The 21937-nt window shown below is 60.5% G+C and carries 22 protein-coding genes; 8 read left to right on the top strand and 14 right to left on the bottom strand.

Features of this window, described 5'->3' with window-relative positions:
* Positions 1 to 71: 71 nt before the first annotated feature.
* Positions 72 to 965, bottom strand: coding sequence for a LysR family transcriptional regulator (locus tag DSD31_RS10755; RefSeq protein ID WP_088402115.1), 894 nt, complete (start codon positions 963 to 965; stop codon positions 72 to 74).
* 107 nt (positions 966 to 1072) lie between these two features.
* On the opposite strand from DSD31_RS10755, the gene DSD31_RS10750 reads away from it, so the two are divergent.
* Both DSD31_RS10750 and DSD31_RS10745 read left to right on the top strand, forming a co-directional pair.
* The gene (locus DSD31_RS10750; protein ID WP_004863130.1) at positions 1073 to 1669 is read left to right on the top strand and encodes a cysteine dioxygenase family protein; all 597 of its coding nucleotides are present in this window, start codon (positions 1073 to 1075) and stop codon (positions 1667 to 1669) included.
* Between the two features lies 1 nt (position 1670).
* Positions 1671 to 3251: a rhodanese homology domain-containing protein gene (locus tag DSD31_RS10745; protein ID WP_088402114.1), complete on the top strand. Its 1581-nt coding sequence runs from the start codon at positions 1671 to 1673 to the stop codon at positions 3249 to 3251.
* A gap of 25 nt (positions 3252 to 3276) precedes the next feature.
* Here DSD31_RS10745 and DSD31_RS10740 read toward each other — a convergent pair whose 3' ends face one another.
* The 8 genes from DSD31_RS10740 to DSD31_RS10705 all read right to left on the bottom strand — a co-directional run bounded on the left by DSD31_RS10740 (position 3277) and on the right by DSD31_RS10705 (position 11643).
* A complete protein-coding gene (locus DSD31_RS10740) occupies positions 3277 to 4008 on the bottom strand; it encodes a purine nucleoside phosphorylase YfiH/LACC1 family protein (RefSeq protein ID WP_004863137.1) in 732 nt (243 codons plus the stop codon).
* A 103-nt stretch (positions 4009 to 4111) separates the two neighbouring features.
* Positions 4112 to 5308 (bottom strand): 3-(3-hydroxy-phenyl)propionate transporter MhpT, encoded by a 1197-nt coding sequence (gene mhpT, locus DSD31_RS10735; protein WP_104895230.1) that lies wholly within the window; start codon positions 5306 to 5308, stop codon positions 4112 to 4114.
* Positions 5309 to 5376: 68 nt separating this feature from the next.
* The gene (mhpE, locus tag DSD31_RS10730) at positions 5377 to 6393 is read right to left on the bottom strand and encodes a 4-hydroxy-2-oxovalerate aldolase (protein ID WP_015584126.1); all 1017 of its coding nucleotides are present in this window, start codon (positions 6391 to 6393) and stop codon (positions 5377 to 5379) included.
* Complete coding sequence (gene mhpF, locus DSD31_RS10725; protein WP_032717724.1) at positions 6390 to 7340, bottom strand: acetaldehyde dehydrogenase; 951 nt, start codon at positions 7338 to 7340, stop codon at positions 6390 to 6392. Before mhpF ends, mhpE begins: the two co-directional genes overlap by 4 nt.
* Complete coding sequence (gene mhpD, locus DSD31_RS10720) at positions 7333 to 8139, bottom strand: 2-keto-4-pentenoate hydratase (RefSeq protein WP_004863149.1); 807 nt, start codon at positions 8137 to 8139, stop codon at positions 7333 to 7335. The genes mhpF and mhpD overlap by 8 nt, the downstream gene beginning before the upstream one ends.
* A 9-nt stretch (positions 8140 to 8148) precedes the next feature.
* Positions 8149 to 9015: a 2-hydroxy-6-oxonona-2,4-dienedioate hydrolase gene (gene mhpC / locus DSD31_RS10715; protein WP_004863152.1), complete on the bottom strand. Its 867-nt coding sequence runs from the start codon at positions 9013 to 9015 to the stop codon at positions 8149 to 8151.
* A 17-nt stretch (positions 9016 to 9032) separates the two neighbouring features.
* Positions 9033 to 9977, bottom strand: a complete 945-nt coding sequence (mhpB, locus tag DSD31_RS10710) for a 2,3-dihydroxyphenylpropionate/2,3-dihydroxicinnamic acid 1,2-dioxygenase (protein WP_004863155.1) — start codon at positions 9975 to 9977, stop codon at positions 9033 to 9035.
* Between the two features lies 1 nt (position 9978).
* Entirely contained in the window at positions 9979 to 11643 is a 1665-nt protein-coding gene (locus DSD31_RS10705; RefSeq protein WP_004863158.1) for a bifunctional 3-(3-hydroxy-phenyl)propionate/3-hydroxycinnamic acid hydroxylase, read from the bottom strand.
* Positions 11644 to 11830: 187 nt separating this feature from the next.
* Here DSD31_RS10705 and DSD31_RS10700 point away from each other — a divergent pair, with 187 nt between their 5' ends.
* The 4 genes from DSD31_RS10700 (at position 11831) to DSD31_RS10685 (ending at position 15540) form a co-directional block, all read left to right on the top strand.
* Positions 11831 to 12637 carry a DNA-binding transcriptional regulator gene (locus DSD31_RS10700; RefSeq protein ID WP_004863162.1) on the top strand — a complete coding sequence of 269 codons (807 nt, stop codon included), beginning with the start codon at positions 11831 to 11833 and terminating at the stop codon, positions 12635 to 12637.
* Positions 12638 to 12735: 98 nt separating this feature from the next.
* On the top strand, positions 12736 to 13797 hold the full coding sequence (locus DSD31_RS10695; protein WP_113991033.1) for an ABC transporter substrate-binding protein: 1062 nt from the start codon (positions 12736 to 12738) through the stop codon (positions 13795 to 13797).
* Positions 13787 to 14791, top strand: coding sequence for a FecCD family ABC transporter permease (locus DSD31_RS10690; protein WP_004863169.1), 1005 nt, complete (start codon positions 13787 to 13789; stop codon positions 14789 to 14791). The genes DSD31_RS10695 and DSD31_RS10690 overlap by 11 nt, the downstream gene beginning before the upstream one ends.
* Entirely contained in the window at positions 14791 to 15540 is a 750-nt protein-coding gene (locus tag DSD31_RS10685) for an ABC transporter ATP-binding protein (RefSeq protein ID WP_004863172.1), read from the top strand. Before DSD31_RS10690 ends, DSD31_RS10685 begins: the two co-directional genes overlap by 1 nt.
* Here the strand turns inward: DSD31_RS10685 and DSD31_RS10680 are convergent.
* From DSD31_RS10680 to DSD31_RS10665, 4 genes are all read right to left on the bottom strand, one after another.
* Complete coding sequence (locus DSD31_RS10680) at positions 15524 to 16264, bottom strand: substrate-binding domain-containing protein (protein WP_113991389.1); 741 nt, start codon at positions 16262 to 16264, stop codon at positions 15524 to 15526. The two genes, DSD31_RS10685 and DSD31_RS10680, sit on opposite strands and share 17 nt — an antisense overlap.
* 59 nt (positions 16265 to 16323) lie before the next feature.
* A complete protein-coding gene (locus tag DSD31_RS10675) occupies positions 16324 to 17160 on the bottom strand; it encodes a shikimate dehydrogenase family protein (RefSeq protein ID WP_004863178.1) in 837 nt (278 codons plus the stop codon).
* An 11-nt stretch (positions 17161 to 17171) separates the two neighbouring features.
* Complete coding sequence (locus tag DSD31_RS10670; protein ID WP_104895234.1) at positions 17172 to 18494, bottom strand: MFS transporter; 1323 nt, start codon at positions 18492 to 18494, stop codon at positions 17172 to 17174.
* Positions 18495 to 18576: 82 nt separating this feature from the next.
* A complete protein-coding gene (locus DSD31_RS10665; protein WP_113991032.1) occupies positions 18577 to 20430 on the bottom strand; it encodes a bifunctional sugar phosphate isomerase/epimerase/4-hydroxyphenylpyruvate dioxygenase family protein in 1854 nt (617 codons plus the stop codon).
* A 125-nt stretch (positions 20431 to 20555) separates the two neighbouring features.
* Between DSD31_RS10665 and DSD31_RS10660 the strand changes: the two genes are divergently transcribed.
* On the top strand, positions 20556 to 21194 hold the full coding sequence (locus DSD31_RS10660) for a TetR/AcrR family transcriptional regulator (RefSeq protein WP_113991031.1): 639 nt from the start codon (positions 20556 to 20558) through the stop codon (positions 21192 to 21194).
* A 27-nt stretch (positions 21195 to 21221) separates the two neighbouring features.
* Here the strand turns inward: DSD31_RS10660 and fumD are convergent, their stop codons facing one another.
* The gene (gene fumD / locus DSD31_RS10655) at positions 21222 to 21437 is read right to left on the bottom strand and encodes a fumarate hydratase FumD (protein ID WP_015584115.1); all 216 of its coding nucleotides are present in this window, start codon (positions 21435 to 21437) and stop codon (positions 21222 to 21224) included.
* 222 nt (positions 21438 to 21659) lie between these two features.
* On the opposite strand from fumD, the gene ynhH reads away from it, so the two are divergent.
* Entirely contained in the window at positions 21660 to 21935 is a 276-nt protein-coding gene (gene ynhH, locus DSD31_RS26685) for a protein YnhH (RefSeq protein ID WP_418338559.1), read from the top strand.
* Positions 21936 to 21937: the final 2 nt, after the last annotated feature.

The raw sequence follows: 21937 nt of genomic DNA, 5'->3' as shown, positions 1-21937 counted from the left end.
TTAATGAGCAAAATGCATTTTTATCATATCTTAATATGCAAAATTAGCATTTTGATAATTTAATATACTATTCAGTCAGATAGAGTTAACTGCTGGACGATTTTCCCGGCAAAAAAAGTGAACGGCTGCTGTAGATTCGCCAGATTCTGTGCGCTCACCTGCCACAAGCAGACCGCCGGCTGGAAATCGGCTAACGTCAGGGCTGTCACCTCATCGCGCCACGGGCTGGCGGCCAGCGCCGCACGCGGTACCAGACCCAACCCTTGACCCTGAGCGACGAGGCCAATTTGCAGGTGAGCGCCCGCTGTTTCGACGTTCAGCTGAAGCCGCAGCCCCTGAGCCTGTAGTTCACGAATTAACCCTGCCCGCAGTCCGCAGCCGTCAGGGTTAAGCACCCAGCCCTGAGACGCGCAGTCCCGCAGTTCAGCGGCGTGCAGGCGCAGGCTTTTCGCCGCAATCACCACAATATCCAGCGAACACAGCAACCGGCCGACATAGCCGTCGGCAAAGACCTGCTGTGCCGGCCCCATCGCCAGCATGCCATCCAGCTCGACGCTCTCGAGCCGCTTTTGCAGCAACCCGCTCCAGCCGCAGGTGACCTGCGGCTGGAGCTGCGGAAACTGCTGGCGTAGCGCCAGCAGCGCCGGCTGAAGCGCAATTTCCGCCACGCTCTGCGGTACGCCGAGGCGCAAAATACCGTGCGGTTCGGCCTGCGGATCCAGCAGCCCGTACAGCTTTTTTGTCTCCCGCTTGATGCTCAGGCATTGCTCATAAACCCGGTGCCCGGCAGCAGTTAGCGTCAACGGCCGGGTCTGGCGCTCCAACAGAGTCACCCCGAGAGTTTGCTCCAGACGCTGCAACCGTCGGGTAATGGCCGACTGGGTAATTCCCAGATATTCCGCCGCCTGATTGAGGGAAGAAAACTGTACCGTCGCCAGCAGGGCGTCAATGTCGTCGATGCGCATAGAATCCTTAATGTGAATTTTGCATATTAATATATGCGTAAATTGCATTTAAATAATATTAACGCCTTTGTTAGCGTAATGACCAGTCCCTCTGACAGGAACCGTACATGACCGCACCACGACTGGAAAAACTACGCCATTTTATTCAAGAAGTTGATGCCCTTCATCGGCAGTTCACTGACGAATCGCCTCTGCTGGAGGCGGTAGCGCAGCGCCTGGCGCGGCTGGTCCGGCAGGATGACTGGCTGCCGGACGAGTACGCGTTGCCGCATCCCCACCACTATCAGCAATACCTGCTGCACGCCGATTCCGGACAACGCTTTTCGATCGTCAGCTTTGTCTGGGGGCCCGGGCAGGCCACGCCGATTCACGATCACCGCGTGTGGGGCGTCATCGGCATGCTACGCGGCGCGGAAGAGAATCAGCGCTATCGCCTCGATGCGACAGGCCTTCCGGTGGCCGACGGTATTGCCGGACGACTCTCCCCGGGCGAGGTCGAAAAAGTCTCCTCCCGCGATGGTGATATTCACCGCGTCAGTAACGCGTTGGCGGAGAGCGTGTCGATCAGTATCCATGTCTACGGCGGCAATATTGGCGCCGTTAAACGTGCCGTCTATACGCCGGAAGGTCTCATCAAACCCTTTATTTCCGGCTACTCCAATCGCCACTTACCCAATATCTGGGATTTCCCGAAGGATAATTAATATGCCCATCCACACTTATCGCCAGCCGGCACAAGTGCGCCAGTCGCTGCTCGACCACGCCGAACTGGCGCTGATTGACGTGCGTGAAGAAGCGGATTTTGCCACCGCTCACCCGCTGTTTGCGGCCAATCTTCCGCTGAGCAAGCTCGAGCTGGAGATCCACCGTCGGGTGCCGCGGCTGACGACGCCGCTCACCGTTTACGATAACGGCGAGGGGCTGGCCGCCCAGGCCGTCGATCGCCTGCGCGGCTGGGGATATCAAGATGTCGCGCTGCTGGAAGGCGGCCTGAAGGGTTGGCAGCGCAGCGGCGGCGCGCTCTTCCAGGACGTTAACTCCCCCAGCAAAGCGTTCGGCGAGCTGGTGGAGAGCCAACGGCAGACCCCCTCTCTGGACGCGGGAGAGCTGAAGGCGCTGATTGACAGCCGTCAGCCGGTGCTGATTGTCGACGCCCGACGGTTCGATGAGTATCAGACCATGAGTATTCCGGGCGGTATCAGCGTTCCCGGCGGTGAGCTGGCGCTGCGTATTGACGGACTGGTCGATTCGCCGCAGACGCCAATCGTCGTCAACTGTGCGGGACGCACCCGCAGCATTATCGGCGCCCAGTCGTTGATCAATGCCGGCGTGAGCAACCCGGTCTATGCCTTACGTAACGGCACCATAGGTTGGACGCTGGCCGGACTGGCCCTCGATCGCGACCAGCGGCGCCGCTATGCCGAGGAATCGCGGGCTTCGACGGCGCGTCTTCAGCAGGTCAGCCAGCTGGCGGAAAAAGCCGGAGTGGCGGTTATCGACCAGGCCACGCTCCGGCGCTGGCAGCAGCAGACCGACCGCACCACCTATCTTTTTGACGTCCGCAGTCCGGAGGAGTACGCCGCAGGTCACCTGCCGGGAAGCCTCAGCGCACCGGGCGGCCAGCTGGTCCAGGAGACCGATCACCACGCCAGCGTTCGCGGCGCACGTCTGGTCTTAGTGGATGATGATGGTATTCGCGCGGCGATAACCGCCTCGTGGCTGGCGCAAATGGGCTGGGAAACGGCAATCCTGCGCGGTCTGAGCGCGGCGAACTTTAGCGAACGCGGCGTACCGGCCGCCAGCCTGCCCGCGGCGCCTGCGGCAGAGGAGATCGACGCATCCCGGCTGGCGGCGCTGTTGCGCGAACCGGGAACGGTGGTTCTGGATTTCACCACCAGCGCCAACTATGTGGCGCGGCATATTCCCGGGGCATACTGGCTGATACGCTCGCGGCTGAAACAGGCGCTGGCGCTGATTCCCTCTGCCAGCCGTTACGTACTGACCTGTGGCAGCAGCCTGCTGGCACGCTACGCCGTCGACGAAGTGGCGGCGCTGACCGGCAAACCGGTGCAGGTATTAAGCGGAGGCACCGCCGGGTGGATCGCTTCAGGTCTGCCGCTGGAGCATGGCGCAACCCGTCTGATCAGCGCGCGTAGCGATCGCTATCGTCGCCCCTATGAAGGAACCGATAATTCCCGCGAAGCGATGCAGGCCTATCTGGAGTGGGAGTATGGCCTCGTGGCCCAGCTGGCAAACGACGGGACGCACGGGTTTACGGTACTGTAGCGCGGCAGCGCGATGCCGGGTGATATCAGGCCTCGCGCATAATCCACGAGTACTGGAACGTTTTCTCTGCCGGGAAGTGCGTACGCCGCCGGAACGACCCCAGCGACTGCGGCGTACAGTAGGTACAGCTGCCCAGCCATTCAATATGACTTTCCGGCACCCCGGCGCGGCGTAACAGCAGCTGGCCAAAAGCCCGCAGATCGAACCACATTGTGTCGTCACCCGTCGCCCGCGCTTTTTCCGCCGCAGGCTCAGGGCCACGGCGGTGCAGAAACAGCCGATCGCGGTGCTGTTTGACCAGCCCGGCCACCGGCGTCGCCAACAGCGCCTGATAAAATGCCGCCGACACTTCATAGCAGCAGACCTGAATATGCGGCCCGATCGCTACCACGACCTCGTCCGGCGGTATGCCATGTCGGGCAAAGAGATCGAGGCTATTAGCAATAATACCGGTCGCCGCACCGCGCCAGCCCGCATGTACGCTGCAGACAAAGCGCCCGTCGCGGGAAGCCATCAGCATCGGCAGACAATCGGCAGTCACCACTCCCACCTTTTGCCCACTTGATGCGGTAAAAACCGCGTCGGCATGCGGGCGGTCGGTAAGCGGCGCCGGCTGCTGAAAATGATGAACCACATTGCCGTGCACCAGCTTCACCGGGGCCATTTCGCTGTAAGGAAAGGCGGCCGTTTCGTGGACATCGAGAAAGGCGTAGCGAATGCCGGGAATATCGCTAAGTAACCGGGATTGAAAAGACATGGCGGCAGAGATGATCAATGGGTGATGATTTACCGTATGCCAAAGTCTGCCGTTGCGCAAGGTGGCGCGGTGCCGGGTCCTGAAACATAACCCGGCACCGTCGTCAGGCTATTGATTGCCGTCTCTGACGATTCATCAGCCAGAATACCGCCACGCCGGCCAGCAGAATCCCCGGCGCGGCGGCGGCCATTACCCCAACGGTACCGGCGCCCAGCGCCAGCATTTTTCCCGCCAGCAGCGGACCGCTCATCGCCCCCAGCCGCCCGACGGCCACCGCCGTCCCCACCCCGGTGGCGCGAATTTCCGTGCGGTAGAACAGCGGCGCCAGCGCGTACAGTACGCTTTGCCCGCCGGTGGCAAACAGCCCGGCCACAAAACCCGAGAGCAGCATCGCCGGAAAGGAGGAGGCGCAGCCCAGCGCCAGCAGCGACGCCAGCATACCGCAATAGATCAGCAGCGACATCAGCAGCGGACTCAGTTTATCCAGCAATGCCCCCAGCAGCAGCGTGCCGCAGGCGGCTCCCAGCTGCAAAACAAACATGACGCCAGCCGCCTGACCGGCGCGAAATCCCTGACCTATCAGCAGCATGGGCAGCCAGTTGATCAGCATGTAGACCACCAGCAGCGTAAAGAAATAGCACAGCCACAGCAGCAGCGTGGCGCTGGCGTTTTCCGGCGCCAGCAGCGTCCGTAGCGGCGCACTCTGCATACCGGCGCGAAAGACGGCGGACTCAGGCAGCCAGCGCAGCAGCATCGGCACCAGCAGCAGCGGCACAACGCCGCCGACCCAAAACACCGTCTGCCAGGCGGAGGTTTCCCCCCAGAATCCCAGCACTGCTGCCAGCGCGGCGCCCACCGGCACCCCGCAGTACATCAGGCTGACTGCGGTACCGCGAAATCGCGGACCGGCCGCTTCGGAGGTCAATGCAATAAGATTCGGCAGCGCCGCCCCCAGCCCCATACCGGTCATCAGGCGTGCCAACAGCAGCATCGGAAAGCTCCCTGCCAGCGCGGTAGCGATGGAAAACAGGCCGAACAGCGTGACCGCAGCGATCAGCAGCCGTTTGCGGCCGTGGCGGTCAGCCAGGATTCCCCCCACCAGCGCGCCGGGAAGTAACCCGAGAATACCGGCGCTGAAGATCCAGCCCATTTGCATATTATCGAGCGCGAAGGCGTGAGCCATCCCGGCGGCGGCGATCCCGGCCGCCTGAAGATCCAGCCCTTCCATCAGGGCAACCATAAAACAGAGCCCGATGGTTAACATCAGGCGTGAAGCCGATCCAGAGGTTGTCGTGGTCATAGGGTACCTGTGCGATAGCGAAAACGGTGCAGGTGAAGGACGGCTGATTCGTTGCCAGCCGCCGGTTTTTATTTCGCGCGGTTGAGCAGGTCCAGCGCCACATCGACGATCATATCTTCCTGGCCGCCCACCATCCGTCGCTTGCCCAGCTCGACGAGAATATCGACCGCGCTCAGACCGTAGCGCGCGGCCGCCACTTCGCTGTGGCGCAGAAAGCTGGAGTAAACCCCGGCATAGCCCAGCGCCAGGGTTTCGCGATCGACGCGTACCGGACGATCCTGTAGCGGCCGCACCCGTTCATCGGCCGCGTTCATCAGCGCATACAGATCGGTGCCGTGGTTCCAGCCAAGTTTGTCCGCCGCAGCAATAAAGACCTCCAGCGGCGCATTCCCCGCCCCGGCCCCCATGCCGGCAAGGCTGGCATCGATGCGGTCGCAGCCCTCTTCCACCGCGGCGATGGAGTTGGCGACGCCGAGGCTCAGGTTATGGTGCGCATGCATCCCGGTGGCGGTTTCCGGCTTGAGCACCGCCCTAAGGGCGCGGAAACGATCGCGAATATCGTGCATATTCATCGCCCCGCCGGAATCGACCACGTAAATGCAGGTCGCGCCGTAGGATTCCATCTTAAGCGCCTGCTGGGCCAGCTGTTCCGGGCTGATCATATGGCTCATCATCAGGAAGCCAACGGTGTCCATCCCCAGCTCGCGGGCAAAGGCGATATGCTGGGCGGAAACATCCGCTTCCGTGCAATGGGTTGCCACACGCACCACCCGCGCCCCGGCCTGATAGGCATTTTTCAGGTCGTGCAGAGTTCCGATACCAGGGAGCAGTAAAGTGGCGATTTTCGCCCGGCTGACCGACTCCGCCGCCGCTTCAATCCACTGCAGATCGCTATAGGCGCCGAAGCCGTAATTGAAGCTCGAACCTTGCAGGCCGTCGCCGTGGGCCACCTCAATAGAATCCACTCCTGCGCTATCCAGCGCCTGGGCAATCTGGCGCACATTGTCGAGCGAGTATTGATGGCGAATCGCGTGCATCCCGTCGCGCAGGGTCACGTCTGAGATATAGATTTTTTTGCCGTTCATGCTGCTTCTCCCGCCGCGTCGTTCATTGACTGGGCCATTTTTTCCGCCGTCGCCAGCGCAGCCGAGGTCATAATATCGAGGTTACCCGCGTAGGCAGGCAGATAGTGCGCCGCCCCTTCAACCTCGAGGTAAACCGCCGTTTTCAGACCGGAGAAGCGGCCAATGCCCGGCAGGTTGACCGGCTTATCTTCGGGAATCACCTCAAACTGCACCTGCTGTTTCAGGCGATATCCCGGGACATAGGCCTGCACCGCGGCCGCCATCTCCGCAATCGACGCGGCAATTTCCTGCTGCGACGCCGCTTCGCTCAGGAGATATACAGTATCGCGCATCATCAGCGGCGGCTCCGCCGGGTTCAGTACGATAATCGCTTTACCTTTTGCCGCGCCGCCGACTTTCTCTATAGCCTGCGAGGTGGTTTCAGTGAATTCGTCGATGTTAGCGCGTGTTCCCGGACCGGCAGATTTACTGGCAATCGAGGCGACGATTTCCGCATAGTGCACTTTGGCCACCCGCGATACCGCCGCCACCATCGGGATGGTCGCCTGGCCGCCGCAGGTCACCATATTGACATTACCCTCGGCAAGATTGGCCTCAAGATTGACCACCGGCACGCAGTACGGGCCGATGGCCGCCGGCGTCAGGTCGATCATGCGGATCTCCGGTTTGGCTTCCCGCAGCGCGGCGTCGTTTTTCACGTGCGCCCCGGCGCTGGTGGCGTCAAATACAAAATCGATATCGGCAAACTCCGCCATCTGCATCAGGCCGCCGACGCCCTCATGAGTGGTGGCGACGCCCATGCGCCGGGCGCGGGCCAGACCGTCGGATTCAGGATCGATACCGACCATCACCGCCATCTCCAGGTGTTGGCCGTGGCGCAGAATTTTGATCATTAAATCGGTGCCGATATTACCGGAGCCGATAATGGCGACTTTGCGTTTACTCATCACTGCTTCCCTCTTCGGCGGCAAACGTTGCCGCTACTGAACCTAAACCATCAATGTGGGCGGCAAAGCGATCGCCGGCGTTAATCGCCACCATCGGGCCTAACGCCCCGGTCAGCACAATATCGCCCGCCCGCAGCGGCTCGCCGAGGCTGGCCATTTTGCGCGCCAGCCACACCGCCGCATTGAGCGGATGGCCAAGACATTCGCTGCCGTGCCCGCTGGACACCTCTTCCTCGTTACGGGTCATACGCATAGCGCAATTTTTCAGATCCAGTCCGGCCGGACGCCGCGCCGGACTGCCCAGGACATAAACGCCGCAGGAGGCGTTATCGGCGACCGTATCGACAAAACCAATCGACCAGTCGCGGATACGGCTGCCGACCACTTCCAGCGCGGGCAACACCCAGTCGATAGCGGCGTACAGCTCATCAAAGGTGGTATCGGCATGCGGCAGGTCGTGTTTAAGCACCAGAGCGATTTCGGCTTCCACTTTCGGCTGCAGCACCCGGGAGAACGGTACAGCGGCGTTATCGCCGTAGCACATGTCGGCAAACAGGGTGCCGAAGTCCGGCTGGTCAACGCCCAGCTGCTGCTGCACTTTAGGATGGGTCAGCCCCACCTTGCGCCCCACCACCCGCCGTCCGTTCGCCACGTGGTGCTGGACGTTAATCCGCTGGATGGCGTAGGCTGCCTCCGCATTATCGGTGCCGAGGAGATCGCGCAGCGGTTCAATGGCCCGTCCCTGGACTTCGGCATCGCGCAGTCGTTGCGCCAGCTGTTCGAGAGATAGCGTTGTCATCACGGCTCCTTATTTGCGCGCCAGAAAATCCAGCACCAGCTGGTTGAAATTGTCGGCATGTTCCCACTGCGCCCAATGGCCGCAGTCACGATAGATATGCAGTTCAGAACCGTTAATTCCGGCCAGCAGGCGCAGGCCGGCGTCCATCGGGACAAAGCGGTCGTTGCGCCCCCAGACGATCAGGGTTTGGGCGCGGATTTCGCCGAGACGCGGGCTAAAATCCGGGAACTGCTTCGGGTTGGCTTCCAGACTTTTGACGAAATTATCCAGATGTTCCCGGCGCGACAGCATATTGTTGAGACGCGCGTCGAACAGGGCGTCGGTCAGATCGCGAGTATCGAAAACAAAGATGTTCATCATCTTTTTCAGGTTTTCGATGGTCGGTTCGCGATACAGGCCGTTCAGTAGCTTGATGCCTTCCGTCGGCATTGGCGTAAACAGACTCATGCCGCCGGTTCCGCCGCCCATCAGCACCAGCTTGCCCACCCGTTCCGGCCAGCTCAGGGTGAAGGCCACCGCACTGTGACCGCCCATGGAGTTGCCCAGCAGATGCACCTGGCTGATATCCAGCCGATCAATGACGCTTTTCAATACTCGGGCGTTCAGGTCGGAACGCGAGCCGCGATTGACAATCGAGTCGCTCTTCCCCCAGCCGGGGCAGTCCAGCAGAATCACCCGATAGCCCGCCTCAACCAGCGGATCGATATTGCGGCTAAAGTTGGCCCAGCCAGTGGCGCCGGGGCCGGAGCCGTGCAACAGGACCACGGTTTCATCTCCCTGGCCGCAGTCGTTAAAATGAATGCGTAGTGTTTCTCCGCCTTCTTCCACGTTGAGGAAACGGCTGGTGGCGGCTTCGGTTTGCGGTTGGTAGCTCATCATATTCTCCCGTTAATTCAGTTCTGCGCGGTGGCGCTCAGCGAGCCAAATCCGGCTATCCACTCGGGGATGGGTCGGTAATAGCGGCCTTCGCAGCGCCAGCTGCCAAATGCGGATAGCGCGGCAAAGGCGGCCACCCAGGTTTTAATTTCGTGCGTCGATTTGCCGGCCATTGCCGACAGCTCTTCGTTACTGACGGCATCCAGCTCCATCAGCCGTCCCTGCTCCAGCAGGCTCATAAAACGGTTGTCCCAGACGGGGTTGAGCGGATAGAGCGAGTTCTGGTCTTCGATAAACTGTTTCGCCGCGCTGATGACCCGCTGCTGGCGCAGTTCCCGCTCGACCGGCGGCAACTGTTTGCCGCTGCCCAGCAGCCGATCGCGCATATGGGCATCGGCCTTCGCCAGCTCCGGCACCGGAGGCTGATGCGACAGCCCGCCGGAGCCGAGGATTAATACTCGTTTGTTGAGGGTGGTCAGGAAGCGGCCGACGGCTTCGCCCAGCATGCGGGTGCGCTGAAAGCCCGGCAGCGGCGATGCGACACCGTTGATAAACACCGGCAGAACCGGCAGCGTATCCAGCCCGCCGAGCAGGAACTCCAGCGGTTGCGCAAAGCCGTGATCCACCTGCATGCAGTAAGAGACCGCCAGATCGATCCCCTCCTTCATCACCGCGTGGGCGCAGGCTTCCGCCAACGCCGTCGGCACCGGCAGGACGCCGCTGGCGCTGCTGAAATCACCGATAGAAGTCGCGCCGATGCCTAAACAGAACGGCGGCATCACATCGTAGAAAAAACCGTTGTAATGATCGGGGGCAAACAGCACCACCAGCTCCGGGGCGAAGGCGGCAATCCGCGCCCGGGCGTCGGCAATGGTGCCGTTAACCTCGTCCAGCACCGCCTGTGCCGGGTCAACATAACCCACCAGCGGCGTATGCGAGAGACAATGAAGATACGCGTTCATATCAAGCCACCTGTTCAATCGTTGTTGTGGTCTGCACGGAGGCCAGCTGCATCTTGCTCGCCAGCGCGTCAAGCTTTTGACCCAGGGTTTGCGGGATTGCCACAGCGGCGACGAAGCGGTCCGGACGCACTACGGCAATCGCGGTATCGTGCTGCGCAAACCAGCTTTTCAGACGGTTTTGCGTATCGCCGACGCGGATAACGCCCGCAAAATTGTCCTGCTGGCGATGAATCTGTACCTCCGGCACGACCTGGATAAATCGCACGCCGACGGCGCGCCACTGGGCTATCTGCCCGGCATTCAGCCCCCATTGTGGGTTGCAGCCCCAGGCGAGAATGGCGACATTCGCGCCAATGACCTCATCAAGCAGCGTGACCGTACCGCTCTCCAGGGTGACTTTGGGCTGAATAAACATTTTCCCCACCGGCGAGTTTTTGCTTTCCCCCTCCAGCAGCAGGGCGCCGGCACGGTATTGCGGCATCGGCTTGAAACGCATCTCGAGGAAGTAGCGTTTGACCGGCGGCAGATAGTTGAGCAGCCACGAAATTCCGTCGCGCACCGCGCCATGCCAGCGTTTCGCCGGCGCCAGCACATTGCCGGCGGTGACCGAGAGATCGATCATCGCTTTAGCATGATCGCGCCGTTCCTGCTGGTAGCTGTCCAGCAGCGCCTCACCGGCTTTGCCGTTCACCACCAGCGCCAGTTTCCAGGCGAGGTTAAATGCATCGCGCATGCCGCTGTTGTACCCCTGCCCCTGCCAGACCGGCATGATGTGGGCGGCATCGCCCGCCAGCAGCACGCGATCGACGCGAAAGCGTTCGGCGATACGCGCGTTATGGGTATAGACGCGCTGGCGAATCAGCTCGACGTTGTCCGGATCCGGCAGCACCTTGCTCAATAGCTGGCGCATCTTGTGCGGCTCGCTGAGCTGGGCTTCGGTTTCGCCGGGCATCACCATAAATTCAAAACGCCTTACGCCGTGCGGCAACGCGGCGGAGACGTACGGACGCACCGGGTCGCAGCACAGATAGACGTGCGGCGTCGCCAGCGGATCATTGGCGATATCGATAACAATCCATTGATTCGGCGCGGTTTTACCTTCGAAGGGAATATTCAGCGTACGGCGAATAAAGCTGGCTCCGCCGTCGCAGGCGACCAGCCAGTCGGCCTGTAACGTTTCGCGTTCGCCCGCCGGTCCCTTCAGATGCAAGGTCACCGCATCCGAAGACTGGCTAAAGGCTTCAACTTCGCGAGAAAACAGGCAGCGCACATGGGGAAAACGCTGCAATCCTTCATACATGACGGCATCCACCTGCGGCTGAATAAACGCGTTACGCCGCGGCCAGCCAAACTCATCGGTCATCGGCTGGATATCGGCGAAACAGCGCCCTTTCGGCGTCAGAAAACGCATCGCGTGCCACGGCGTGGTATGCGGGAGAACATGGTCCACCAGCCCGATGCCCTGCATCGCGCGCAGCGATTCATCGTCGATGCCGATAGCCCGCGGGTAATCAATCAGCGCCTCGAGTTTTTCGACAACCAGTACGCTGACGCCCATCTGACCAAGGTAGTTGGCCATCATCAGGCCGACCGGGCCCGCGCCGGCGATCGCGACCTGGGCGGTATGCTGTACAGCGGGTTGAATATCCGGATTCGATGTTGTCATTTCAGAACCTCACGACTCAGACACCGTGCCTGCGTCGCAAACTGACGCCCGGCACTTTGTTAAATAGATGTAAATACATTTTTATAGTGAGGTCAGTATAGGGTCGGCCGGATGCGCTACAATCAAAACATCACCGGATGTGCACCAGGTGCACATCATTGTTTATCTGGATATTAATTGAGGAAATATGCGCGAAAGCAGGCAGGCAGATTACAAAACGGTCCGCGGATTGAGTCGGGGATTATTGTTACTTAATTTGTTAAATAAATTCGATGGCGGGGCCACGGTCGGCACGCTGGCTGAGTTTAGCGGCCTGCATCGCACCACCGTCAGACGACTGCTGGAGACCTTGCAGGAGGAGGGTTACGTTCGCCGCAGTCAATCCGATGACAGCTTTCGTTTAACCCTCAAAATCCGTCAGCTGAGTGAAGGATTTCGTGACGAACATTGGATTTCTGCCCTCGCCACCCCGCTACTGGGGGAGCTGTTGCGCGAAGTGCTGTGGCCGACGGATATCTCCACCCTGGATGTTGACGCCATGGTGGTCCGTGAAACCACGCACCGCTTCAGCCGCCTGTCGTTTCATCGCGCGATGGTCGGCCGTCGGCTCCCGCTGCTGCTGACCGCCTCGGGGCTCACCTGGCTGGCCTTCGCCCCGGATCATGAGCGCCAGGCGATGATCGAGATCCTCGCGGCGCGCCCGGAAGAGGAGTATCAGCTGGCGCGAGAGCCGGAAAAGCTGGCGGCAATACTTGAGCGCACACGACGTCAGGGCTACGGCGAAAACTTTCGCGGCTGGCAGCAGGAGGAGAAAATCGCCTCCATCGCCGTACCGATCCGCAGCCAGCAGCGGGTTATCGGCTGCCTGAACCTGGTTTATATGGCGAAGGCGATGAGTCTTGAGCAAGCGGCGCAGAAATATCTGGCACCGTTGCAAAAAGTCGCCGCGCAGATCGAGTCGCGAATGACCGAAGAAGCGGTTTTTTACGAGTAAACTTGTCCTGAATGGGTAGACCGGCCGGTAAGCATTGCTTCCGCTAACGCTATATATTTTAATATACGACGATTCTTCTCACCTAACCGAGTCCACTCATGTCAAAACGACCCCGTTTGTTACCGGGGCTGACGCTGGTCAGCGCCTGCCTGTTTGCCGGTCATGCTTTTGCCGACCGTACCGTCACCGACCAGCTTGGCCGCGAGGTGACGCTTCCTGACCACATTACCCGCGCCGTCGTTCTCCAGCATCAAACCCTAAACCTGCTGGTGCAGCTTAATGCCAGTGACGAGATTGTTGGCGTGATGAGCAGCTGGAAAAAGCAGCTTGGCCCTGCTTTCGCCCGCTTTATGCCGGGGATTGAACAACTGCCAACGCCGGGAGATTTAACCCAGGTCAATATCGAGAGCCTGCTGGCGCTGCATCCGCAGGTGGTGTTTGTCGCCAACTATGCGCCGCAGGCGATGATTCAACAGATTCAGAACGCCGGGATCCCGGTGGTGGCTATTTCGTTACGCCAGGATGCCGCGGGTGAAAAAAACAAAATGAACCCGTCGATGGCCGATGAAGAGCAGGCCTATAACGAAGGGTTAAAGCAGGGTATTCGCCTGATTGGTGCGGTGGTCGATCGCAAAGATCAGGCGGAAACGCTCATTCGCACCGCCTTCGCCGCGCGCAAAGAGGCCAACGCGCCGGTCGCCGATATCCCCGACAATCAGCAGGTGCGCGTCTATATGGCCAATCCAGACCTCAATACCTACGGCTCCGGCAAATACACCGGCCTGATGATGAAACATGCCGGCGCGCTGAACGTCGCGGCGGCCACGGTCAAGGGCGCGCGTCAGGTTTCACTGGAGCAGGTTTTACAGTGGAATCCGCAGGTGATCTTTGTCCAGGACCGCTATCCGCAGGTGGTCAAACAGATCGAATCCGATCCGCAGTGGCAAGGGATTGACGCGGTAAAAAATCACCGCGTCTGGCTGATGCCAGAGTATGCCAAAGCCTGGGGTTACCCGATGCCGGAAGCGCTGGCCCTCGGCGAGCTGTGGATGGCCAAAAAGCTTTATCCTTCCCGCTATAACGGCGTGGATGTTGATAGCAAAGCGCAGGAGTACTACCAGCGGTTTTATCGCGTGAAGTGGACGCCGGATGCTCAGTAATCGTCACCCGGCGCTGTTGCAAGGCGGGCTGGCGCTGGCAACCTTGCTGATTGCTGTCGCCTCGCTGTGCGCCGGCCAGTATCACCTGAGCCTCAGCGACGTATTCAGCCAGCTGGGACATCTGTCGCCCGCAGACGGCGTGGCCGGGCAAATTGTCTGGTCGGTGCGCCTGCCGCGCGTCATCATGGCGCTGCTGGCCGGCGGCGCGCTCGGACTGTGCGGCGCCACGCTGCAGGGCGTGTTCCAGAACCCGCTGGTGGACCCCCATATCATTGGCGTCACCTCCGGTTCCGCGTTTGGCGGCACGCTGGCCATCCTGCTGGGGCTGGACACCGTACTGATGATGACCTCCACCTTCGGTTTCGGCCTGCTGGCCTTAATGCTGGTGTACCTGATTGCCGCGCTGCAAGGGCGGGAAAACACGCTGGTGCTGATTCTTTCCGGGATTATTCTCAGCGGCTTTTTCGCCGCTCTCGTCAGCCTGATGCAATATCTGGCCGATACCGAAGAGACGCTGCCGAATATCGTCTTCTGGCTGCTGGGCAGCTTCGCCACCGCCAGCTGGCACAAAGTGGCGATCATGGCGCTGCCGATTCTCGTCAGCACCACGCTCCTGATCGCGCTGCGCTGGCGAATCAACCTGCTGGCGCTGGAGGAGAGAGACGCGCGCGGTCTCGGCGTCTCGGTCACCGCGCTGCGCCGCGGCGTGCTGCTATGCTGCGCGGTGCTGGTGGCCGCACAGGTGGCGGTCAGCGGCAGCATCGCCTGGGTGGGACTGGTGATCCCGCATCTGGCACGGCTGCTGGTCGGCGCCGACCACCGCCGTCTGCTGCCCACCGCCTTCTGGCTCGGCGGCGGATTAATGATCGTGGTCGACGATCTGGCCCGCTCGCTGACCCAGGCAGAGATACCCGTCGGGATCATTACCGCGTTGCTCGGCGCCCCGCTGTTTACCTGGCTACTGATCCACTCACGTCGTCGGGGGATGGTCTGATGAACATGTCGCTTCGGCTGGCGGAACTGCGCTACGGCCACCGTCAGCCGCTCTTCCGGCCGCTCAGCCTGCAGTGCCTGCCCGGTGAAATCTGGGCGGTACTCGGTGCCAACGGGCGCGGGAAAAGCACCCTGCTCGACACCCTCACCGGCGTGCTGCCGCCGCTTGGCGGGAGTTTCCACAGTGAAGGCGGGATAGCGATTGTGCCGCAATCGTTCCGCCCGGCGTTCAACTGGCAAGTGCGGGAGGTGGTGTTGATGGGCCGCGCCCGGCAAGTCAGTCTGTTTGCCCAACCGGCCGTTGACGATGAACGCCGGGTTGAGGAGGCGTTACGCCAGCTGAGCATCGCCGACCTCGCGGGCCGCGCGTTTCGTTCGCTCTCCGGCGGCCAGCAGCAGCTGGTGCTGATTGCCCGCGCGCTGGTGGGTGCCAGCCAGAATATCCTTCTGGATGAGCCCTGCTCGGCGCTGGACCTGTCCAACCAGCAGGTGGTGCTGCAGCTCATCAGCGACCTGGCCCATCGCCAGTCGCGCACCGTGATCTTCACCACCCACGACCCCACCCATGCCCTGCAGGTCGCCAGCCATACGCTGCTGCTACTGCCGGACGGCGAGTGGCTGGCGGGACGCTCCGGGGAAGTGCTTAGCGAGCCGCATCTGCAGCGCGCCTACGGCCTGGCGGTGCGTAAAATTGATTACCCCGGCTCAGACTCACCGCTGCTGGCGCCGCAGTTTACGATTCGGCGTTAGCCGGTAAAAAACCCGCGGCCTGCAGATACTGCTGCCCTTCTGCGCCGAGGATAAAGCGGCACAGACGCTGCGCCCCGGCGCTCTCGTCGAGCGTCGTCAGCTGATAATCAGCCTGGATATTCCACGCCGCCGGAATCGTTACCGTCCGCAGATCGTCGGCCATCGTCATCTGGCTGGCGTAATGGGCATAGCCAATAAACAGGTCGGTTAACCCTTCGCGGATAAGCCAGGCTCCCGCCGTCTCGCCCGGCGGGACGCTGAGCGACTGCCGTCCCCCGACCAGCTGCTGCGCGCGGGCCATCATGGCGCTGCCGCAGCCAGGGAAGCGGGCTTCAATGCGCTCAAACAGCTGCCAGGTATAGTCGCCGGACGGGTCGCAGCCCGGCGTCGATGTCGCCAGACGCAGCTGCGGGTTAGTGAGGAGCGCCAGCCAGTCGGCGCGGTCATCGCAGGCGGCGCGACGGGCGGTCAGCATCAGCTGGTTGCGGGCGAACGAATAACATTCTCCCGCCCGCCCGGCCTGGCGCAGCGCCTGGGGATGCTGACGGTTGGCAGAGGCGAATACCGAACACGCCGCCCCGCCTTCAATACGCTCGCGCAGTAAACCTGCAGGACCAAAATGGGCCTCGACCCGAATACCGCTTTGCTGATGGAAACCTGCCAGCAGCGGGATAAAAGCCCCTTTCAGGCTCCCCGCCGCCAGCAGAACGACTGCGTTGGTCATCATGATGGCTCGCTAAATGCCCGGAAACAGAACGATATATTAACCGGGCCGCCAGCGATTCAGTAGCGAATTTCCGCCAGTTCGCGCAGCTGTTCCGGGGTCGCTACCGGCAGGTTGAAGAAACGCAGATAGGCCGGGATCATTTCAAACAACATGTCGGTACCGCGCTGAACCGGACAGTCGCGCGCCTGGGCGGCCTGCAGCAGCGGCGTAAAGGCCTGGGTCATCACCACTTCCCCTACCCAGGTACCGGGCGTCAACCGCTGAGGATCGAGCGGCAGCGGGTCCCCCGCCTTCATCCCCAGCGGCGTGGCGTTCACCACCAGATCGTGCCCCTGCGGGTCACGCTGCATCAGGCTGATATCCAGCAGCGGATAGTGTTGCAGCAGACGAAGCGCCAGCGCATGCGCAGCATCGGCGTGGCTATCGTAGAGCGTCAGGGCGCGTACCCCCGCCGCTGCCAGCGAAGCCGCGATCGCCGACCCCACGCCGCCGCAGCCGACCACCAGCGCCCGTGCCCCCTCTGGCTGAAAGCCTTTACGCCGGATACCGAGCACGAAACCATCGCCATCGAACATATCGCCGCTCAGAGTGCCGTCGGCCTCGCGGCGAATGGCGTTGCAGGCGCCGGCAATGGTCGCCGTGGGGCTGAGGCGATGCACCAGCCCGCAGGTGGCAATCTTGTGCGGCATCGTGACCAGCGCACCGATAATATTGGTCAGCGTAAACAGCGCCGGAACCACCGTCGCCAGCGCCTCCGGCTTCACGCCCGTGGGCACCACTTTGACATCCACCTGCTGTCGGTCGAACCACGGGTTGTAGATCATCGGCGCCTTAAAACCACCGGTCGGATAACCCAGATGCGCGATCAGCTGCGTATTACCACTAATTATCATCCCCTGCTCCTTTACTGCGATAGCTCGATGCGTTTGACATCGCCCAGAATAAACAGATACGCCACGACGCCGAGCAGCGCCGCGCCGCCGATATAGATCAGCGCATAGAAGAAGTCGCCGAAGGCCGCGACGATAAAGCCAATCACCAGCGGCGTGAGGATCCCCGCGAAATTAGCGCAGAAGTTAAACAGGCCGCCGGTCAGGCCACCCAGCCCTTTCGGCGCGATATCGGAGATCAACGTCCAGCCCAGACCGACCATTCCCTGACCAAAGAAGGCGAATGACATCACCAGAATCACCGCCAGATCGCTGCTCAGCCAGTTGGCGGAAATAATGCTGCTGGCCATCAGCAGACCGGCAACGATCGGCAGCTTACGCGCGAGGTTGGCCGAGCCGGTGGCCTTCAGCAGTTTGTCGGAGATCCAGCCGCCGAACATCACGCCGCCGGCGGCGGCAAGGAACGGCAGAATGGCAAAGATCCCCACCTTCAACCACGGCATATGGCGCGCGGTGGCCAGATAGGTTGGGAACCAGGTGAGGAAAAACACCAGTACCGTATTCCCGGCAAACTGACCGATGCTGGCGCCGAGAATCTGCCGTTTCCCCAGCAGTTGACGCACCAGCGGCCAGCTGAAAGCCGTCTGCTGGTCGCTCGCCGTCACCAGACCGCCGCCGTTGACAATATGATCTCGCTCCTGCTGGCTGAGGCGTTTGTCTTCATGCGGTTCGCGGTAGCAGCGCCACCACACCAGCGCAAACAGCACCCCGACCGCGCCGACGCTGATAAACAGCGCTCGCCAGCCGAAACTGCCCATGATCCAGAACAGCAGCGGTGAGAAGCAGGCCAGCCCGAGGTACTCCCCGACGGTATAGACCGCCGTTGCCTTGGCCCTCTCCTGCTGCGGGAACCAGGCGCTGACCACCCGACTGTTCACCGGGAAACAGGGCGCCTCGCTGACCCCCAGCCCAAAGCGGCACAGCAACAGGGTTTTCAGCCCTATCGCCATGCCGTGAAACAACGTAAACAGCGACCACAGCGTCAGCGACAGGAAGTAAGTCACTTTATTGCCGAAACGGTCGAGGAACAGGCCGCCGGGAATTTGCGCCAGCGCGTAGGTCCAGGCGAAGGCGGAAAACACGATCCCCATGACCGCCGCATCAATCCCCAGTTCGGAAGTTAAACTGGGGGCCGCGATGCCCAACACCGTCCGATCGAGGTAGTTAATCATCGTGCCGATAGCCAGCAGCGTGAGGATCCCCATTCGCCGCCGGGAGCGCGGCACGGCGGTCGCGGCTTGCGCCGCTGCCGAGTGATTCTGGCTGTACGCGTTCATAGTCGTTTTCCTGTCATAGGGTGCAGATGAATGTTGTTATTGTATTGACGATGCTGTGCTCAATGAACCATTTGATACATCACTAGCTGTATTGCATTGCCGACAGGCGAACGGCGGCATTTGCCGCACCGTACAGGGCATAGCCATCGCGTCTTTCGGTCAATTCGAAGAAAAAGCGCCCTGCCGAGAACGGGCGGGTATAAAGGTGGAGGAACTCCCCGCCGCGCGGATCGCCGTCATAGAGAATGTGCAGACGTTGCAGCGTCGCGACATCCACCGCCTCGCCATAGCGCGCCAGCAGGTCATCATAGTAATTAGCCGGAATCGGCAGCGCCTGACGGGAGACCTGCGGCAGGGCGTCGAGGGTCTCCGGCAGGTGACGGCAGGCAAACGCCGCGTGCTGCAAGCCCGCCCCCTGATAGCAGGCCACCGACCGGGCAATCTGGGTGGCGCGGCTCTGGGAGATATTCAAGGCCAGGCGAATATTGCCCTGCGGGCTGTGAACCGCCAGGCTGCGCACCAGACCATACGGATCCGGCAGCGTCTGTTCATGTTCGAGGGTGAAACCAAAGACGGTGCGGAAAAAGATAATCCAGTTATCGCGACTTTCCGCCTCCATTCCCAGCGCCAGATGATCGATGCCGCGGTAGTCATCGCGCAGCGCCGGCGCGTCATGCAGATGAAAATCGCGGGCGTAGATATCGTCACCGGCTTCGATTAAATAGATCAGGCTGCCGTCGGGGGCGCAAATCGCCGGAATCGGGCTTTCATTTGGCCCGGCATCCCCTTGCCAGGTGGCGTAACCATAGGCGCGGGCGCGCTCAACAATCGCCGCGCTGCGGCTGACGCGCAGCGCCATTGCACACAGCGAGACCCCGTGGCGCTGGTGAAAATGGTCGGCCCAGCTGTGCGGCTGGGAGTTGACAATCGCTCTTGCCCCGCCGTTACGCCACAGCGCCACCTGTTTCGAACGGTGGCTGCCTTCCTGACAGAACCCCAGCTGCGACAGGCGCTGGCCGAGAGCCTGCGCTTCCGCTGGGCTGGCGGCAAATTCGATAAATTCCAGGCCGAGATAGTCCGGCACTGTCGCAGCGTGAAACAGCGACGCATCGCTGTCCTCCAGCCGCCGGCGGGTCTGCTCTTCCAGCCATTGCAGCGAGCGGTAGCCATCTTTCGCCGTTGCGCCGTTCGGCGACGCGCGGAAGCCATCATTGAAAATTTCCAGCGACCACGGGCCGCGGTAGCCGCAACGGGTCAGATCACAGGCAAAGTCCACCAGCGGCAGCTCACCCTGCCCCGGGAAACAGCGGAAATGGCGACTCCATTCGAGGACATCCATCTTCATCAGCGGCGCATCCGCCAACTGCAGGAAGGTGATTTTGTCCACCGGGACTTCAGGCAACCGCTGCAGATTGTCGCCGCGGGCCAGAATATGAAAGCTGTCCAGAACGATCCCCAATGCCGGGCTGTTCACGCTTTTCACCCGTTCCCAGGCCTGATACCAGCGGTTGACGTGCGTTCCCCAGGCCAGTGCTTCGTAGCCGATGACGATCTTTTCCTGCTCCGCCAGCGCCGCCAGCGCGGCGAGATCCGCCACCTGCAGCGCAACATCTGCGGAACAGTCCGGCTGCACATTGCTGCACAGGAGCAGTGTGTCGCAGCCCAGCTCATGCATCAGGGCGAATTTGCGCTTCGCCCGCGCCATATTCGCCGCAAACTGGCTGCGGCTGGCACCTTCAAAATCGCGAAAGGGTTGAAAAAGCGTGATTTTTAGCCCTAAATCAGCCGCCAGATTGCGAATATCCGCCGGCGTGCCGGTATAATAAAGCAGATCGTTTTCAAAGATTTCGACGCCTTGATAACCCGCAGCCGCAATAGCATGGAGCTTTTCGGGCAAGGTGCCGGAAATCGAAACGGTAGCAATAGAGCGCAGCATAGGTCCTCGTGTCATCAACAGACGTGAGTCCTGAATATGTATCATTTGGTTCATTTGCGCCATGCAAGGTTGCTAATTTGTGATCATTATGTGTATTTTTTGTCTCTCAGAAAAAAGGAGTGGTTATGTCTGTCGTGGCTCATGATGAAGCACAGTCCCTGAAGGAGCGGATTTTCACCGCCGCGATCGTCGTCTTTGCCGAACACGGGCTGTTCGGGGCGCGCATGGAACAAATTGCCACCGAGGCGCAGACAACTAAACGCATGGTGGTTTACTACTTTAAGACGAAGGAGCAGCTGTACCAGGAGGTACTGCAGCATGTCTACGCGCGCATTCGCGAGACTGAACAGCAGCTCGGACTGGAACAGCTTCCGCCGGTCGAAGCGCTGGTTCAGCTGGTGCGCTGGAGCGTGCGTTATCACGCCACCCATGCGAACTTTATGCGGGTGATTTGTATGGAGAATATGCAGCGCGGGAAGTGGTTACAGTCGTCAGGGCAGCTTAAGCCGCTGAATCGAACCGCCCTGTCGATTCTGGAGGATATTCTGCAGCGCGGGCAGCAGCAGGGAATTTTTCAGGAGGGTCTGCAGGCGCGGGATGTCCATCGCCTGATCAGCAGCTTTAGCTTTTATCAGGTGTCGAACTTTTACACCTTCAACAGTCTCTTCCTCGACGACCCTTTGCCGGCTATCGACGATGAAGAGATGGTCGCCCACCACTGCGATATCGCGGTGAAAGCGGTCGTGCGTTTCGTGATTTCCTGAGCCTGCGCGATCCGCGCGCCGGGAAGGTTAATCGTGTCCGGATAAGGCGTGGATCACCTTCGCCATCGCTTCTTTGGTCAGTTCAGAACGGGCGATTTTCGGGTTAGCCAGCGAGGTCCGTACCACCCCGGCGATCACGATATGTTTTGGCTCCTGGCCGAGATCGCGCATTTCAAGCACCACTTTCCCTACCACCCGGCACATTTCCTGGTACAACTCGTCGTCTTTGGCTTTATTTCCCATTCTTGTCGACTCACAAATTATCATTATCAATCAAATTATTATTGATATGTTTTCGTGATAAATCAAACCAGCGCACTTTTTTTGCGCCAGTGCGCTGTTTCCAGCGGCTAACCGCGAGAAAATCCGCGAAATAACGGCGTTGATTTTTGTCGGCTGGTGAAAAAATGTGTTGCGGAGAAGATTTAGATTAGTTTGAGTTTTGTTACATTTTTATGGGAAAGAATGAAACGTCGTTTTCATTTTCTTTTTTTGTTCCAGCGTCGTATAATGCCCACCGATTCTTTCTTGAATGGTTTCAGCACATTGGACTGCACAACTAAACGCATAAAATACTGCCTCTTTTCATGGGCTGAACCGCCAGCACACTTTCTTCTGCACGCTCTTTTGTTGTCACCTATTCTTAGAGCGTGGCATAGCAACTTTCGCAATACAGGTTTGACTCCACGGCCGTGCGCCCACGGAGCGAGATTTCCATATCCTTCACAACTTAAAGACTAAAA

The sequence above is a fragment of the Klebsiella sp. X13 genome (assembly GCF_003323835.1).
GTDB lineage: Bacteria > Pseudomonadota > Gammaproteobacteria > Enterobacterales > Enterobacteriaceae > Klebsiella > Klebsiella ornithinolytica.
Note: the sequence above shows the minus strand (reverse complement) of the source record. Positions and strands in the feature narration are given on the sequence as shown.